Annotated in this window: 14 protein-coding genes and 1 riboswitch; of the genes, 3 read left to right on the plus strand and 11 right to left on the minus strand. The window is 73.9% G+C overall.

Going from position 1 to position 15782, the window contains the following annotated elements; genetic code table 11:
- Positions 1–54: 54 nt before the first annotated feature.
- Together ACZ3J7_RS25625 and ACZ3J7_RS25630 are read right to left on the minus strand one after the other, a co-directional pair.
- A complete protein-coding gene (locus ACZ3J7_RS25625; RefSeq protein WP_465625103.1) occupies positions 55–2754 on the minus strand; it encodes an FtsX-like permease family protein in 2700 nt (899 codons plus the stop codon).
- Positions 2751–3470, minus strand: a complete 720-nt coding sequence (locus ACZ3J7_RS25630) for an ABC transporter ATP-binding protein (RefSeq protein ID WP_465625105.1) — start codon at positions 3468–3470, stop codon at positions 2751–2753. Before ACZ3J7_RS25630 ends, ACZ3J7_RS25625 begins: the two co-directional genes overlap by 4 nt.
- Positions 3471–3619: 149 nt before the next feature.
- On the opposite strand from ACZ3J7_RS25630, the gene ACZ3J7_RS25635 reads away from it, so the two are divergent.
- Positions 3620–4249 (plus strand): HD domain-containing protein, encoded by a 630-nt coding sequence (locus tag ACZ3J7_RS25635; RefSeq protein ID WP_465625107.1) that lies wholly within the window; start codon positions 3620–3622, stop codon positions 4247–4249.
- Between the two features lie 115 nt (positions 4250–4364).
- Here the strand turns inward: ACZ3J7_RS25635 and ACZ3J7_RS25640 are convergent, their stop codons facing one another.
- The 5 genes from ACZ3J7_RS25640 to thrC form a co-directional block, all read right to left on the minus strand.
- On the minus strand, positions 4365–4724 hold the full coding sequence (locus ACZ3J7_RS25640; protein WP_465625109.1) for a hypothetical protein: 360 nt from the start codon (positions 4722–4724) through the stop codon (positions 4365–4367).
- A 245-nt stretch (positions 4725–4969) separates the two neighbouring features.
- Complete coding sequence (gene groL / locus ACZ3J7_RS25645; RefSeq protein WP_111554792.1) at positions 4970–6592, minus strand: chaperonin GroEL; 1623 nt, start codon at positions 6590–6592, stop codon at positions 4970–4972.
- A gap of 312 nt (positions 6593–6904) precedes the next feature.
- Positions 6905–7111 carry a cold-shock protein gene (locus tag ACZ3J7_RS25650; protein WP_014137493.1) on the minus strand — a complete coding sequence of 69 codons (207 nt, stop codon included), beginning with the start codon at positions 7109–7111 and terminating at the stop codon, positions 6905–6907.
- Positions 7112–7697: 586 nt separating this feature from the next.
- Complete coding sequence (locus tag ACZ3J7_RS25655) at positions 7698–7976, minus strand: MoaD/ThiS family protein (RefSeq protein WP_465625112.1); 279 nt, start codon at positions 7974–7976, stop codon at positions 7698–7700.
- A 44-nt stretch (positions 7977–8020) separates the two neighbouring features.
- Positions 8021–9301, minus strand: coding sequence for a threonine synthase (gene thrC / locus ACZ3J7_RS25660; RefSeq protein WP_465625114.1), 1281 nt, complete (start codon positions 9299–9301; stop codon positions 8021–8023).
- Between the two features lie 17 nt (positions 9302–9318).
- Positions 9319–9446: riboswitch (SAM riboswitch) on the minus strand.
- Positions 9447–9583: 137 nt separating this feature from the next.
- Between thrC and ACZ3J7_RS25665 the strand changes: the two genes are divergently transcribed.
- Positions 9584–10582: a glucosyl-3-phosphoglycerate synthase gene (locus ACZ3J7_RS25665; RefSeq protein WP_465625116.1), complete on the plus strand. Its 999-nt coding sequence runs from the start codon at positions 9584–9586 to the stop codon at positions 10580–10582.
- An 85-nt stretch (positions 10583–10667) separates the two neighbouring features.
- Complete coding sequence (locus ACZ3J7_RS25670; protein ID WP_465625118.1) at positions 10668–12134, plus strand: alpha,alpha-trehalose-phosphate synthase (UDP-forming); 1467 nt, start codon at positions 10668–10670, stop codon at positions 12132–12134.
- 76 nt (positions 12135–12210) lie between these two features.
- Here the strand turns inward: ACZ3J7_RS25670 and otsB are convergent, their stop codons facing one another.
- The 4 genes from otsB to ACZ3J7_RS25690 all read right to left on the minus strand — a co-directional run bounded on the left by otsB (position 12211) and on the right by ACZ3J7_RS25690 (position 15649).
- Positions 12211–13059: a trehalose-phosphatase gene (gene otsB, locus ACZ3J7_RS25675; RefSeq protein WP_465625120.1), complete on the minus strand. Its 849-nt coding sequence runs from the start codon at positions 13057–13059 to the stop codon at positions 12211–12213.
- Positions 13060–13115: 56 nt separating this feature from the next.
- Entirely contained in the window at positions 13116–13343 is a 228-nt protein-coding gene (locus ACZ3J7_RS25680; RefSeq protein ID WP_465625122.1) for a DUF3263 domain-containing protein, read from the minus strand.
- Positions 13344–13368: 25 nt separating this feature from the next.
- On the minus strand, positions 13369–14631 hold the full coding sequence (locus ACZ3J7_RS25685; protein ID WP_465625124.1) for an extracellular solute-binding protein: 1263 nt from the start codon (positions 14629–14631) through the stop codon (positions 13369–13371).
- A gap of 229 nt (positions 14632–14860) precedes the next feature.
- Complete coding sequence (locus ACZ3J7_RS25690) at positions 14861–15649, minus strand: DeoR/GlpR family DNA-binding transcription regulator (protein ID WP_465625126.1); 789 nt, start codon at positions 15647–15649, stop codon at positions 14861–14863.
- Between the last annotated feature and the right edge of the window lie 133 nt (positions 15650–15782).

Below are 15782 nucleotides of genomic sequence, written 5' to 3' on the forward strand. Positions count from 1 at the left end.
CGACCGTCCTATCCGCGCCACCCCCCGCCGCCCCTCCCGGCGGCCGGTCCGCCGCTACCCCCGCCACCCCGCCGGGTCGTCCCGCCGCAGCGCGCCGAGGAGGCCGGCCAGCAGCGGCAGGCCCAGGGCGAGCAGGGCGATCGTCGGCCAGGGGGCGTCCGCGGGGCTGACCGCGGGGCCGCCGAGCACGCCGGAGGCGCGGGAGCGGAGCAGGGCGAAGGCGGGGACGAAGCCGCTGACGGTGCCGAGCAGGGCGCCGAGCAGGGTGATCAGTCCGGCCTGGAGTCCGGCGACGGTGCGCCGGGTGCGCGGGCGGGCGCCGATCGCGGAGAGCAGGGCCCGTTCGCGGCGGGCGTCGGCGGCGGCGAGCGCGGTGGAGACCACGGCGGCGCCGAGCACGACCAGCGCGGCGAAGCCGCCGAGCGCGATCCGGACGGTGCTGCCCTGCGGACTGTAGCCGCGTTCGACGCCGAACTCGGCGTGCGGGGCGAGCCGGGCGACGGTCGCGGCGGCGCGCTGCTCGGCCCGTTCGCCGATCGGCGCGGACGGCAGCCAGACCGCGCCGGCCGGGGCGACCCGCAGGCCGAGGCGGCGGACCGTCTCGGGGGCGACCACCAGCGGCGTGTACCGCTGCCCGGCGGGGCGTTCGACCAGCAGCGCGTCGACCCGGAGTTCCCTGACCTCGCCGCCGTTGCCCTGCATCCGCAGCACGGCCCGTCCGTCGTGCAGGTAGGCGGGGTCGGTGACGACGGCCTTCCCGGCGAGCAGCGCGCGGTCGGCGTCCTGGTCGCGCAGCGCGAGCAGGTTGTGCAGCACGGTGGGGTCGCCGACCACGGCGGGGACGGCGACGTTCTCGCCGTAGCGCTGCCCGCCCTCGGCGTACACGACGCCCAGGCAGCCCTCGCAGAACACGTACTCGGCCTGGTAGAGGTCGGCGCGCTCGCCGAGGTCGGGCAGGTCCTGCGGCAGGGCGGCGCGCAGTTGCGGCATGGTGTCGCCGTCGCCGTGCAGGGTGAGGCGGACGGCGCCGACGGGCTGTTCCAGCCGGTAGGCCGCGCGGTCCTGGACCTCGGCGCCGGTGGAGTGCACGCCGACCGCGACGGCGCCGGCCACCGCGGCGAGGACGGCGGCGACGGCGGGCGCGGTGCGCGAGCGGTGCCGGGCGGCGTCGCGCAGGGCGAGCCGGGGGCCGACCGGGAGGCGGTGGGCGAGCCGGCCGAGCAGGGCGAGCAGCAGCGGGGTGAACAGCAGCAGGCCGAGTTCGGCGAGCACGGCGCCGCCGAGCACGGCGAGGGTGCGCACGCTCAGCCCGGCGAGCACGGGCGGTCCGGCGACCGGTCCGGCGACCGCCCCGTACAGGGCGAGCGCGGCGCCGCCGAGGACGGCGGCGAGGCCGAGCAGCGGGGTGCGGCGGGAGGTGCGGCGGGCCGGGTCGCGGTCGGTGAGTCCGGCCAGCACCTCGCGGCGGCCGGCCTGGAGGGCGGGCAGCAGGGCGGCGAGCAGGGCGGTGGCGACACCGACGGCGGCGATCGCGAGCAGTTCGGCGGGGCGCAGCGCGAGGCCGGTGAACCGGCTGCCGCCCCACTCCTCGATCCACGGGCGCAGGGCGGCGACCAGGCCGACGCCGAGCAGGGATCCGGCGGCGGCGCCGACCGCGCCGAGCACCAGGCCGCCGCCGAGCACCACGGCCCGGACGTGTCCGGGGCGGCCGCCGGCCGCGCCGAGCAGGGCGAGTTGGCGGCGGGCCCGGCGGGCGCCGACGGCGAACGCGGGGCCGGCCAGCAGGGCGACTTCGAGCAGGGCCATCGCGGCGGTGGTGGCGGCGGTCATCACGCGGCGTTCGCGCTCGTCCGCGGCGCCGACGGCCTCCTGCCGGGCGAGTGCCTCGGCGGGCGGGTCGACGGCGACCTGACGGCTGGCCAGGGTGTAGCCGTGGGCGTTGAGTTCGCGCACCCGGTCCCAGCCGAGCGTCGCCCCGGCGGGCAGGGTGACCAGCCAGGCGGCCTTGCGGGCGGCGGCCTGTTCGGCGGACGGGGTCTGCGGGGCGAGTCCGGCGGCGGCCTGGGCCTCGTCGAGTTGCCGGTACAGCTCGCCGGGGCGGGCGACGAGTTCGACGGCGTCCAGGTCGCCGGGGTGCTCGACGGCGCCGGTCAGGGTGAACGGGGTGGACTCCAGGCCGCGGACGGTGACGGTGTCGCCGATCCGCAGACCGGTGGCGTCCAGCAGGCCGCGGGTGGCGGCGGCCTCGTGCGGGGCGGCGGGGGCCCGGCCGGCCACCAGGTCGATCCGGCCCTGCCAGAGCCGTCCGGTCAGGTCGGCCTCGAAGGTGTCGGTGGCGGCCAGGCCGTCCCGGCTGCGCACGGCCGCGACGGGGCCGGTGCGGGCCGGGGTGAGGACGCTGCCGGGCGGCAGCAGCTCGCCGAGCAGCGCGGCGGGTTCGGTGCCGGCGGCGCGGAGCTGTTCGCGGCTGGGCGCGGCGTCGGGGCGCTGCGGGAAGGTGCGGACGCCGTCGGCGGGGAAGACCGCCTGTTCGATCGTCCGGCCCGGGTCGTAGGCGCCGACCAGGCCGTCGGCGCGGCCCATCAGGCGGTCGGCGCGCTGTTCGGCGGTGGGTTGGCCGCTGCGGTGCACCACGTCGACGCCGGTCGCGCCGAGCACCGGCAGCGCGATCATCGCGGCGACCAGGGCGCTGCGGCCCTTGGCCCGCCAGGCGTCGCGGCGCGCGATCCGCAGCACCGCCCGCAGGGCGCTCACCGGCGGACCGCCGCTTCGGCGGTGCGGCCGTCCTCGGCGATCAGGCCGTCGCGGAGCCGGACGACCCGGTCCGCCCAGGCGGCGTGGCCGGCGTCGTGGGTGACCATCATGACGGCCGCTCCGGCGTCGCAGCGGGCCCGCAGCACCTGCAGCACGGCCTCGCCGGTCACCGAGTCGAGCGCGCCGGTCGGTTCGTCCGCGAGCACCAGTCGGCGCTCGCCGGACAGCGCCCGGCCGATCGCGACGCGCTGCTGCTGGCCGCCGGACATGTCCTCGGGGAAGCGGTCGGCGAGTTCGGGGATGCCGAGTTCGGCGAGCACGGCGAGCGCCTCGGCGCGGGCGGTGCGGGCCCCGATGCCCTCCAACTCCCGTGGCAGCGCGATGTTCTCGGCGGCGGTCAGGGACGGCAGCAGGTTGTAGGACTGGAACACGTAGCCGACCGAGCGGCGGCGGACGTCCGCCAGACCGGCCCGGCTCAGGCCCTCCAGCGGGGCGCCCTCGACCAGCACCCGGCCGGTGGAGGGACGGTCCAGGCCGCCGGCCAGCGCGAGCAGGGTGGACTTGCCGGAGCCGGACGGCCCCATCACGGCCAGGAACTCCCCGGCCCGCAGCTCCAGGTCGACCCGGCGCAGCGCGTGCACCTCGGCCGCGCCCCGGCCGTGCGTGCGGCCGACCCCCTCCAGGCGCAGGACGGCCTGCGCGTTCGATCCGGTCATGGCTCCCCCTCGGAACAGCGGAACGTGTTGCATACCGAGTATGTATAGCCGCCGGACGCGAACTACTCAAGTGTGCGTCATAAGTCGGTGAACTACATATAGGCTAGGGCATGGCGGACCGCCGCACCGACGGGAGCAGAATGAACGCCATGACCGCATCGCTGTCCGCTCGCTGGCACGACCTGCTCACCCGCTGCGGCGCCACCGCCGACCCCGAGCCCTACGCCCGCGACCTGCTCGCCCGCTGGGCCGAGCCGCAGCGCCGGTACCACACCACCACCCACCTGGAAGCCGTCCTCGACCGGGTCGACGAACTCGCCGCCCACGCCGACGACCCCGACGCCGTCCGGCTCGCCGCCTGGTTCCACGACGCCGTCTACCGGCCCGACCGCTCCGAGAACGAGGAGCGCAGCGCCGCCCTCGCCTGCCGCGCCCTGCGCGAGGCCGGCCTGCCAGAACCGCTCGTCCACGAGGTCGACCGTCTGGTCCGGCTCACCGTCACCCACCACCCCGCCCCCGGCGACCGCAACGGCGAGGTGCTCTGCGACGCCGACCTGGCGGTCCTCGGCGCCCGGCCCGAGGCGTACGCCGCGTACGCCGCCGCAGTCCGCGACGAGTACTCCTTCGTCCCCCCGGACGCCTTCCGCGCGGGGCGCGCCGAGGTCCTGCGCCAACTCCTCGCGCTGCCCGCGCTCTACCGCACCCCCGAGGCGCACGCGCGCTACGACGCCCGGGCCCGCGCCAACATGCACGCCGAACTGGCCGAACTGGAGGGCTGAGCGGGAGGGCCAGCCGCACGCCTCCCGCACCCGCCGGCCCGGCCGCCGTCAGCCCGTCAGCCGGTCAGCCGGTCCGGCGGTCCGGCGGTCCGGCGGTCAGCCGAACCGGCGGGGGTCACGCCAGCTCCCCGACCCGCGCCACCACCACGCCGCGCTTCCCGCACACCCAGTGCGGGTCCGCCCCCAGCTCCGGCTCCACCCCCAGCGCGTGCGGGTCGTCCTCCTCCTCGGCGCACGCGGTGCACAGCGGCCACCGCCCGTACGACTCCAGCAGCGCGTCCTGCACGTCCTGCGCGATCAACCCCAGCACGAACTCGCACCCCGCCGGCCACTGCTCCAGCCACCACCGCCGGTGCGTGACGGCGTCCTCCACCAACGACACGATCGCCGCCTCGGCGACGTCGCGGGCGGTCAGGTCGGCGAGGATCAGCGCCCGCGCGTTGTGCAGGGCGGCTTCGATGTCGGAACTGGCCATCCGCCCATTGTCCCGCACTCCGCTACGGCAGCGGGAGGCCCGTCGTCTCCGGCCCGAGGTCGAACGGCGCCGGCAGCGCGACGGCGTCCGTCACGGGCGGGTCCGGGACGTCCGGCTCCTCCGGCGCCCCGGTCCGCGTCCCGAGCGTCCCACGAGGGGTGGGGCCGGCGAGAACGCCGTGAGGGCGGCCTCCCGAAGGAGGCCGCCCTCACGAGCGAACGCGTGGAACGCCGGATCCCGGAGGATCAGAAGTCCATGTCACCGCCCGGCATGCCGCCACCGGCGGCCGCGGCGGCCTTCTCCGGCTTGTCGGCGATGACGGCCTCGGTGGTGAGGAACAGCGCCGCGATGGAGGCGGCGTTCTGCAGGGCGGAGCGGGTGACCTTGGCCGGGTCGATGATGCCGGAGGCGACCAGGTCGACGTACTCGTTGGTCGCGGCGTTCAGGCCGTGGCCGGCGGGCAGGTTGCGGACCTTCTCGACCACGACGCCGCCCTCGAGGCCGGCGTTGGTCGCGATCTGCTTGATCGGGGCCTCCAGGGCCACGCGGACGATGTTGGCACCGGTGGCCTCGTCGCCCTCCAGCTCCAGCTTCTCGAACGCGACACCGGCCTGCAGCAGGGCGACGCCACCACCGGCGACGATGCCCTCCTCGACGGCGGCCTTGGCGTTGCGCACCGCGTCCTCGATGCGGTGCTTGCGCTCCTTGAGCTCGACCTCGGTGGCCGCGCCGGCCTTGATGACGGCCACGCCGCCGGCCAGCTTGGCGAGGCGCTCCTGGAGCTTCTCGCGGTCGTAGTCCGAGTCGGAGTTCTCGATCTCGGCGCGGATCTGGTTGACCCGGCCGGCGACCTGGTCGCTGTCGCCGCCGCCGTCGACGATGGTGGTCTCGTCCTTGGTGATGACGACCTTGCGGGCGGTGCCGAGCAGGTCCAGGCCCGCGTTCTCGAGCTTGAGGCCGACCTCCTCGGAGATCACGGTGCCGCCGGTCAGGATGGCGATGTCGCCGAGCATGGCCTTGCGGCGGTCGCCGAAGCCCGGGGCCTTGACGGCGACGGACTTGAAGGTGCCGCGGATCTTGTTCACGACCAGGGTCGAGAGGGCCTCGCCCTCGACGTCCTCGGCGATGATGACGAGCGGCTTGCCGCTCTGCATGACCTTCTCCAGCAGCGGGAGGAGGTCCTTGACCGAGGAGATCTTGGAGTTGGCGATGAGGATGTACGGGTCCTCGAAGCTCGCCTCCATGCGCTCCAGGTCGGTGGCGAAGTAGGCGGAGATGTAGCCCTTGTCGAAGCGCATGCCCTCGGTGAGCTCGAGCTCCAGGCCGAAGGTGTTGCTCTCCTCGACGGTGATGACGCCTTCCTTGCCGACCTTGTCCATGGCCTCGGCGATGAGCTCGCCGATCTGGGTGTCGGCGGCCGAGATGGAGGCGGTGGAGGCGATCTGCTCCTTGGTCTCCACGTCCTTGGCCTGGGCCAGCAGCTGGTCGGAGACGGCGGCGACGGCCTTCTCGATGCCGCGCTTGAGGGCCATCGGGTTGGCGCCGGCGGCGACGTTGCGCAGACCCTCGCGGACGAGCGCCTGGGCGAGCACGGTGGCGGTGGTGGTGCCGTCACCCGCGACGTCGTCGGTCTTCTTGGCGACCTCCTTGACCAGCTCGGCGCCGATCTTCTCGTACGGGTCCTCGAGCTCGATCTCCTTGGCGATGGAGACACCGTCGTTGGTGATCGTGGGGGCGCCCCACTTCTTCTCCAGGACGACGTTGCGACCCTTGGGGCCGAGCGTGACCTTCACGGCGTCGGCAAGCTGGTTCATGCCACGCTCAAGGCCGCGGCGGGCTTCCTCGTCAAAGGCGATGATCTTGGCCATCAGAAGTGGTCCTCCGGGACACGGTCGACTGCTCGGACCAAGGGGTGCCCGCGACGGACGGCCCAGGAGAGCGGGGGTCCCTTCCCCTACCGCTTCCGGGGCCTCACCGGCCCGGTCCGTTTGTCACTCTCACACTGTGAGTGCTAACGCCAATGATTAGCACTCTCGGGTGTCGAGTGCAAGCCCATCGGGCCCCGCACCGCCCCGCGCGCGGGCGGGTCCGCGACGCCCCGGGGAAGCCGACGGGCCCGCCCCGGACGCCGTTGGCGTCGGGACGGGCCCGCGGTTCGGTGCGTGCGGTCTACCGGGCCCTCAGGCGCCGGCGGCCCGGACCATGTCGGCCTGCGGACCCTTCTGACCCTGCGAGATCTCGAACTCGACCCGCTGGCCCTCTTCCAGGGTGCGGTAGCCGTCCATCTGGATCGCGCTGTAGTGGACGAACACGTCCGCTCCACCGTCGACCGCGATGAAGCCGTAGCCCTTCTCGGCGTTGAACCACTTGACGGTGCCCTGAGCCATTGCGAACTCCCCTTGTGCTGTGCTGGCCCTTCAGAGATCCGCGGGACGCGGACCCGGAGGTCTGGAAGGCCGGCCTGGGGACTCCCCCCCGTACGGCGCAGCCTCTGTCGCGGCTGAATGTATCCGGATATGCGCCCTCTGCAACAGGCCCAATTTCCGGGGAAAGTCCGTGCCGGGCCAGGGATATGACGGGGCGAAAGGAGCATCCGCCGACAATTGCCACGGGACATAACGGACGCGTCGCCGCAAAACGCCGGAACAATTCTGACGGCGGCCCGACAGAACGGGCGGCGGTCCGTCCGGCACGCGTCTCGGCGCACGGACGAAGGCGGGGCGGACGGGGATCCTGCACGGGCGGGGCGCGGTGCGGAAAACGAGGATTCAACCGGGCCGGGGAGGGGAACGGCCTCGTCCGGCACTCTACTCCTTCCGCTCCGGAGGAATTCCGGCGGCCCACCCGGTGGAAAACCGCAGGTAAACGGGCCGTCGGCCGGGGCGCGCGAATGACCCCCGGTACGCGCGAGGCCGCCGTCCGGGTCGGAAATTGAATTCCGAACCAAACGGCGGCCGCGGGAATGCGGGCCGGTCAGCAGCCGCCGGCCACCGCCGGAATGATCGACACCGAGGCGCCGTCCTTGATCTCGGTCTCCAGGCCCTCGGCGAAGCGCACGTCGTCGTCGTTCACGTACACGTTGACGAAGCGGCGCAGCTTGCCGGTGTCGTCCAGCAGGCGGGCGGCGATGCCGGCGTGGTTCGCCTCCAGGTCCGCGATCACGGCGGACAGGGTGGCGCCCTCGGCGGTCACCTCGGCGGCGCCGCCGGTGTAGGTGCGCAGGATGGTCGGGATGCGGACGTTGGCGCTCATGGGCTGCTCCTCGGGCGTGGCGTGGGGCGTGGGGCGTGGGGGTGTCAGGCGGTGGCGAGACCGGCGGCGCGGAAGGACTCCAGCGTCGGGCGGATCACGGCGGTCATGCCGGCGTCGGCGACCGCGTCGAGGGTCTTCAGGCCGTCGCCGGTGTTGATCGCGACGGTCTCCTTGGACGGGTCCAGCTGGCCCGTCTCGACCAGCTTCTTCAGCACGCCGACGGTGACGCCGCCCGCGGTCTCGGCGAAGACGCCCTCGGTGCGGGCGAGCAGCTTGATCGCCTCCACCACCTCGGCGTCGGTGACGTCCTCGACCGCGCCGCCGGTGCGGCGGGCGATGTCCAGCACGTACGGGCCGTCGGCCGGGTTGCCGATCGCCAGCGACTTGGCGATGGTGTCCGGCTTGACCGGCTTGATCACGTCGCGGCCGGCCTTGAAGGCGGCGGAGACCGGGGAGCAGCCCTCGGCCTGGGCGCCGAAGATCTTGTACGGCTTGTCCTCGACCAGGCCGAGCTTGATCAGCTCCTGCAGGCCCTTGTCGATCTTGGTGAGCTGGGAGCCGGAGGCGATCGGGATGACGATCTGGTCGGGCAGCCGCCAGCCGAGCTGCTCGCAGATCTCGAACGCCAGGGTCTTCGAACCCTCGCCGTAGTACGGGCGCAGGTTGACGTTCACGAAGCCCCAGCCCTCGCCGGCCGGGTCGCCGATCAGCTCGGAGCAGAAGCGGTTCACGTCGTCGTAGTTGCCGTCGATGCCGACCAGCTCGCCGCCGTAGACGCCGGCCATCACGACCTTGCCCTGCTCCAGGTCGTGCGGGATGAACACGCAGGACTTGAAGCCGGCCCGGGCGGCCGCGGCGCCCACCGCGCCGGCCAGGTTGCCGGTGGAGGAGCAGGAGAGCGTGGTGAAGTCGAAGGCGCGGGCGGCCTCGATCGCGCAGGCCACCACCCGGTCCTTGAAGGAGTGGGTCGGGTTGCCCGAGTCGTCCTTGACGTACAGCTGGCCGGTGAAGCCCAGCTCGCGGCCCAGGTTGTCGGCCTTGACCAGCGGGGTCCAGCCCGGGTTCAGGTTCGGCTTGCCGGCCACGTCGGCGGGGACGGGCAGCAGCGGGGCGTAGCGCCAGATCGACGCCGGGCCGGCCTCGATCCGCTTGCGCAGCTCCTCGGCGTCGTAGCCCGTGTAGTCGTAGGCGATCTCCAGCGGGCCGAAGCACTCCAGACAGGCGAAGCTCGGACCGAGCGGGAAGCGGGTGCCGCACTCGCGACAGGACAGCGCGGTGGCGGGACCGAGGTCGACGGCGGTGGGTGCGGCGGTGTCAACAGCCATGGTGGCGAGGCCCTTTCTCCTCATCTTCCCCGGAGCGCGGTCGCGTCCGGGACGGAATTGGCACCTGTCCCGCCGGGCCTGCTGGCCGTGCGGGAGGGTTGCCGGGACTTCAACGGGCCGTTCCCTCAGTCCCTCTGGATGAGCTCTGTGAAGTTGTGGTCGTACGCTGCGAGCGACCCCCGCGTGCGAAGGCACGATCGCAATACGAAGACTGTATCCGAAGGCCGGAGCGGACCCACCCCGCGTCCGACACCCGAGACGGACCGAGACAGGGAGCGAGACTTGCCGGAGCAGCCAGAGCCCGGGGTACTGCCGGAGGTCGCCGACTGGCTGCGCCGCCGCTCGTGGACGGCCGCCGACCGCCCGCTCGACCTGCTGCTCGCCGCCAAGCGCGCGGCCGGCCCGGCGGGCACGGTCAGCGTGGTGCTGCCCGCGCTGGACGAGGAGTCCACCGTCGGCGCGATCGTCACCGCGATCCGCACCGAGCTGGTCGAACGCGTCCCGCTGGTGGACGAACTGCTGGTGGTCGACTCCGGCTCGCGGGACGGCACCGCCGCCGCCGCGACCGCCGCCGGCGCCCGGGTGGTGCACCGCGACGCGATCCTGCCCCGGCTGCCCGCCGAACCCGGCAAGGGCGAGGTGCTGTGGCGCTCGCTGCTCGCCACCAGCGGCGCGATCGTCTGCTTCGTCGACGCCGACCTGCGCGAGTTCGACCCGGCCTTCGTCTCCGGCATCATCGGCCCGCTGCTCACCGACCCCGCCCTGCAGCTGGTCAAGGCCATGTACGACCGCCCCTTCGAGGACGGGGGCGCCGTCGTCCCGGCCGGCGGCGGCCGGGTCACCGAACTCGTCGCCCGCCCGCTGCTCAGCCTGCACTGGCCGCAGCTGGCCGGCTTCGTCCAGCCGCTCGGCGGCGAGTACGCGGCCCGCCGCGGCCTGCTGGAACGGCTGCCCTTCCCGACCGGCTACGGCGTCGAGCTCGGCCTGCTGGTCGACGCCCTCGAACTGGCCGGCCTGGACGCGCTGGCCCAGGTCGACGTCGGCGTCCGGCACCACCGCCACCAGGACGGCCAGGCCCTCGGCCGGATGGCCGCCACCATCTACCGCACCGCCCTGGAACGCCTGGACCGCGCCCACCGGCTCAAGGCCGACCCCGACCTGGTCCGGCCCCTGCTCACCCAGTACACCCGCACCGCCGACGGTTTCACCCCCCGCACCCACCCCGTCCCGGCCACCGAGCGCCCCCCGATGACCACCGTCCCGGAGTACCGCGACCGCTGACCCCCGCCGGGCGACCCCCACTGTTCACCCGTCCCCGGCCGCGCCGAGTGGTTTGGTCAGGTGATCGCACGGCAAGGTTGGCTGTATGGCCGATCACGCGTCCGAACGCTCCCAGCAGTCCGGAGCCGCCCCGATCCTGGTGGCCTCCAACCGCGGCCCGGTGTCCTTCCGCACGGAGGACGACGGTTCGCTGACCCTCCGCAGAGGCGGCGGCGGCCTGGTATCCGGGCTGTCCGCGATCGACGACCCGAACGCGGTGTGGGTCTGCGCCGCGCTCTCCGACGCCGACCGCACCGCCGCCCGGCAGGCCCCCGACGGCCGGCTCGACCTGGCCGGTCACGACGTCGGCGGACAGGCCGTCCGGATGCTGGACATCGATCCGGAGACCTTCGCCCGCGCCTACAACGGCGTCGCCAACTCGACCCTCTGGTTCGTCCACCACCTGCTCTACCAGACACCCGTGCAGCCCGCCTTCGACGCCGACTTCCGCGCCGAGTGGGCCGCCTACCTCGCCTACAACACCGCCTTCGCCGAGGCGCTGGCCGCCGAGGCCGCCCCCGGCGCGGCCGTGCTGGTGCAGGACTACCACCTGTCGCTGGCCCCCGCGCTGCTCCGCGGGCTCCGCCCGGACCTGCGGATCGGCCACTTCTCGCACACCCCGTGGGCGCCGCCCGACTACTACCGGCTGCTGCCCGACGACGTCGCCGCCGCCGTCCTGGAGGGCATCCTCGGCGCCGACCGGGCCGCCTTCCTGACCCGCCGCTGGGCGCTCGCCTTCGCCGACTGCTGCGCGGCCGTCCTCGGTGCCGACGTCGACCGCGAGGCGCTGACCGTCACCCACGCCGGCCGCACCACCCGGCTCGGCGTGCACGGCCTCGGCGCGGACGCCGACTTCCTGCGCGAGCGCGCCCACCGGCCCGACGTCGACGAACGCCTCGCCGCCCTGCGCGCGGCCGTCGGCGACCGGCGCACCGTCGTCCGGGTCGACCGCACCGAGCTCAGCAAGAACATCGTCCGCGGCCTGCTCGCCTACCGGCACCTGCTGCGCACCCGCCCCGAGTGGCTCGGCAACGTCGTCCACGTCGCCTTCGCCTACCCCTCGCGCACCGACCTCGCCGAGTACCGCGACTACACCGCCGAAGTGCGGCGGATCGCCGAGGAGATCAACGCCGAGTTCGGCACCGACGACTGGCAGCCGCTGATCCTGCACGTCGACGACGACTTCCCGCGCTCCCTCGCCGCGTACCGGCTCGCCGACGTCGCCCTGGTCAACCCGATCCGCGACGGCATGAACCTGGTCGCCAAGGAGGTCCCGGTGGTCTCCGACCGGGGCTGCGCGCTCGTGCTGTCCCGCGAGGCCGGCGCCCACGCGGAGCTCGGCGAGGACGCGATCACCGTCAACCCGTACGACGTCATCGCCACCGCCGACGCGCTCGCCGAGGCCCTCGCCATGCCGTCCGCCGAACGCGCCGACCGCTCCAAGCGGCTCGCCGCCGCGGCCACCGCCCTGCCGCCCCAGCAGTGGTTCCTGGACCAGCTCGACGCGCTCTGAGAACGCGCCACCGGGGGCGCGGGGAGGTATCCCCGCGCCCCCGGTGGCGCGTCCGTCCGGCCCTCGGGCGGTCCGCTCAGCCCGTGAGCAGTTCGGCCAGCCCGTTCAGCACGTCCACGACCCCGGCCGGACCCGCCACCACCAGGTCCGCCCGCTCGGCGAGCGCGGCGACCGGCGGTTCGCCGGTGACCGGCCCGCTGCAGACCAGCACGCCGGGTCGGCCGTCCGCCCGGCGGGCGTCGACCTCCGCGTAGGCGGCCAGGTCGCCGAGGTCGTCGCCGGCGAAGAGCACCGGCCCGGCGTCCCGTTCCGCCAGGAAGCCGCGGAGGGCGACGCCCTTGTCGACGCCGGGCGGCCGCAGTTCGAGGACCATCCGGCCGGGTTCGACGACCAGCCCGTGCCGCCGCGCCAGCTCGTCGAGCGGGCCGCGCAGGTGCTCCAGCAGCGCGTCCGGTTCGGGGGCGCGCCGGGTGTGGACGGCCAGGGCGCGTTCCTTGTCCTCGGTGAAGGTGCCCTCGGGCACGCCCAGCTCGCGCAGCAGCGCGGGCAGTTCGGCGCGGACGGCGGCGACCCCGGGCGGCGGCGGGGCGGCGGTGACGGCGTTGCTCGCCGCGTCCCAGCGCTCGGCGCCGTAGTGGCCCAGGACGGTGAGGTGCTCCAGGCCGGGGGCGCCGGCGAAGCCGCCGTACGCGGCGGCGGTCGCGGCGGGCCGACCGGTGACCACCACGACCGCGCCGACCAGCGGGGCGAGCGCACCGAGGGCCGGGACGACCCCCGGGTGGGCGCGGGCCCGCTCGGGGTCGGCGACGATCGGGGCGAGCGTGCCGTCGAAGTCGAGTCCCACGACGGCCGACTTCGGGTCGGCGAGCAGGCCCGCCAGTCCGGTCCGCCCCGCCTGGGTCGTGATCTGTTCGGCGATTCCCATGGCGTCGACGCTACCGGCCGCCGGGCGGTGGTGGGCGGTGATCGGCGCGACACTCCTCAGCGGGCGTCGCGCCGCTGCTGGCGCACCCGGCGCAGCCGGTTGACCAGGACCGGGGCGTGGGCGAGCGCCTCGGCCCGGTCCAGCAGGGCGTTGAGCACCTGGTAGTAGCGGGTGGCGGAGATGCCGAGCTCCTGCCGGATCGCCTGCTCCTTGGCGCCGGCGGTCCGCCAGCCGCGGGCCTCCAGCTCCAGCACCGCCCGGTCGCGTTCGGTCAGTTCGGCCATGCCCCCAGGCTATGCCCCTCCGCCGTCAGCCCTGGCGGCTCTTGGACGCCTCCGCCGCCGCGGCGGTCTGCAGCTCGCCGAGCACCTGGTCGCCGCCGGCCTTCACGGCTCCGCCCATCTTCTGCTTGATCAGGCTGCTGACCTTGTCCCAGGAGGGTTCGCCGTACGGGTAGAAGTCGGCGGTGGGCAGGTTCTGCAGGAACTGCGCGAGGTCCTGGTGCGCGGGGTTGGCGGACATGTCGTCGAGGGTGTCCTGGGTGACCGGCAGCATGTTGTACTGCTCGTCGAAGGCCAGGGTGTTCTTCTTGGTGAGCGTGAAGTTGAGGAACTTCTTGATCTCCGCCCGGTGCCCGTTCGCCTTGAAGGCCATCAGCCAGTCGGCCACGCCGAAGGTGACCTCCTTGACGTCCTTGGCCCGGCGCGGGATGGGCGCGGTCCCGTACTGGACGCCGGCCGCGGCCGCCGACTTGAGCAGCGCGGGGTGGCCGTTGAGCATCGCGACCTGGCCCTTGGCGAAGGCGTTGAAGGCGTCCTTGCGGTTGACCTTGCCGGGGTCGTCGTAGGTCAGGCCCTTGTCGACCAGGTTGGTGCGCAGCCACTTGAAGGTGTCGCGGTTGGCCTGGCTGTCGATGGTGTAGTTGCCGACGCTGTCGGAGATCTCGCCGCCGCCGCTCATCGCCCAGATCATCGACTCGGCCTGGGCCTCCTCGGGGCCGAGCGGCAGCGCGTACGGGGTGACGCCGGGGACCTTGGCCTTGATCAGGTCGGCGTCCTTGCGCAGCTCCTCCCAGGTGGTGGGCGGGGCGGTGATGCCGGCCTTGTCGAAGACGGTCTTGTTGTAGACGAACACCCGGCTGGAGGAGATGAACGGGATGCCGTACTGGCTGCCGAGCACCTGCCCGGCGCGGTTGAAGGAGTTCAGCAGGTTGGCCTGGGTCTCCATCGAGAGCACGTCGCCGACGGGGTAGAGGCGGTCGGCGGCGACCTGGTCGGCGAAGCCGCCGGTCTGCACGATGTCGGGGGTCTTGCCCTTGGCGATCAGCTCGGCGATCCGCTTGTCGATGTCGTCCCAGCTGACCACCTCCACGTGCACCTTGATGCCGGAGTTGGCGGCCTCGAAGTCCCTGGCGACCTTGTTCCAGTAGACGCCGCTGCTGCTGGCCTCGTCGGTGCCGTAGTCGGCGGCGACCAGGTTGAGCGTCACCCCGCCCCCGCCGGAGAGGACGCCGCAGCCGGACGCCAGCAGGCATCCGACGAGGGAGAGAGGGATCAGCGCTGATCGCTTCAAGGGGGACCGCCTTCGGGAGGGTGACAGCGGCGACCCTGGCAGTTACCCACAGCAGTGGTCCAGACCTCTAGGGACGGAAGTTATCGAAGTGTCAGATCCTGTTGCGCCACGCGCAACGTGGACTGCACAACCGTCCGGTAATCGGACAACTTCGTCCCCGATCCGCCCCTCCCGTCCCCTGCGCCCCGTCCCGCACGCACGCCCGCGTCCGCACCCGCCCCGCACCCGCTCACGCGGTCAGCACGGTCACCCCGGCGTCGGCGAAGGCGGCGGCCAGCCCGTCCGGCACCCGGTCGTCGGTGACCAGGGTGTCGACCGCCTCCAGGCCGCAGATCCGGGCGAAGGCCCGGTGGCCCAGTTTGGACGAGTCGGCGGCCACCACCACCCGCCGGGCCCGCTCGGCGAGCAGCCGGTTGACCGCCGCCTCGCCCTCGTGGTGGGCGGTCGCGCCGTGCCCGGCGTCGAACCCGTCCACGCCCAGCACCGCGGTGTCCAGGGCGAGTTCGCCGAGCACCTGGGCGGCCAGCGGGCCGATCAGCTCGTACGACTGGGGGCGGGCGACGCCGCCGGTGACCACGATCTTGACCTGCGGACGGACGGCCAGCTCGTTGGCGATGTTCAGCGCGTTGGTGACCACGGTGAGGCCCTGGCCGCTCTCGGGGTGCTCGGCCAGGTCGGGCCGGACGGCCAGCGCCCGGGCCACCTCGGTGGTGGTGGTGCCGCCGTTGAGGCCGACCACCTCGCCGGGGGCGACCAGGCCGGCCACCAGCGCGCCGATCCGCTGCTTGGCGTCGGCGTGCCGGGCGGTCTTGTAGCGCAGCGGCAGGTCGTAGGAGACGCCGTGCGCCACCGCGCCGCCGCGGGTGCGGGTGAGCACCTGCTGGCGGGCCAGCTGGTCGAGGTCGCGGCGGATGGTCGCGGCCGAGACCTCCAGCGCCTCGGCGGCCTCCTCGACCTCCAGCTTGCCGTGCTCGGCCAGCAGTTCCAGCAGCGCGTTCCACCGCTCGTACCTGGACACCGTCCCTGCTCCTCCCGCGCTCGCCCCGCGCGCCCCGCGCCCGGTCGGGACAGCTTCGCACACCCGGGCCCAGCCCCCCTCATTGCGCAATCATGCTCGAAACAGCTATAAATCAATCAGCTTTGCGCACGGC

Source organism: Kitasatospora sp. NPDC015121, from assembly GCF_055562955.1.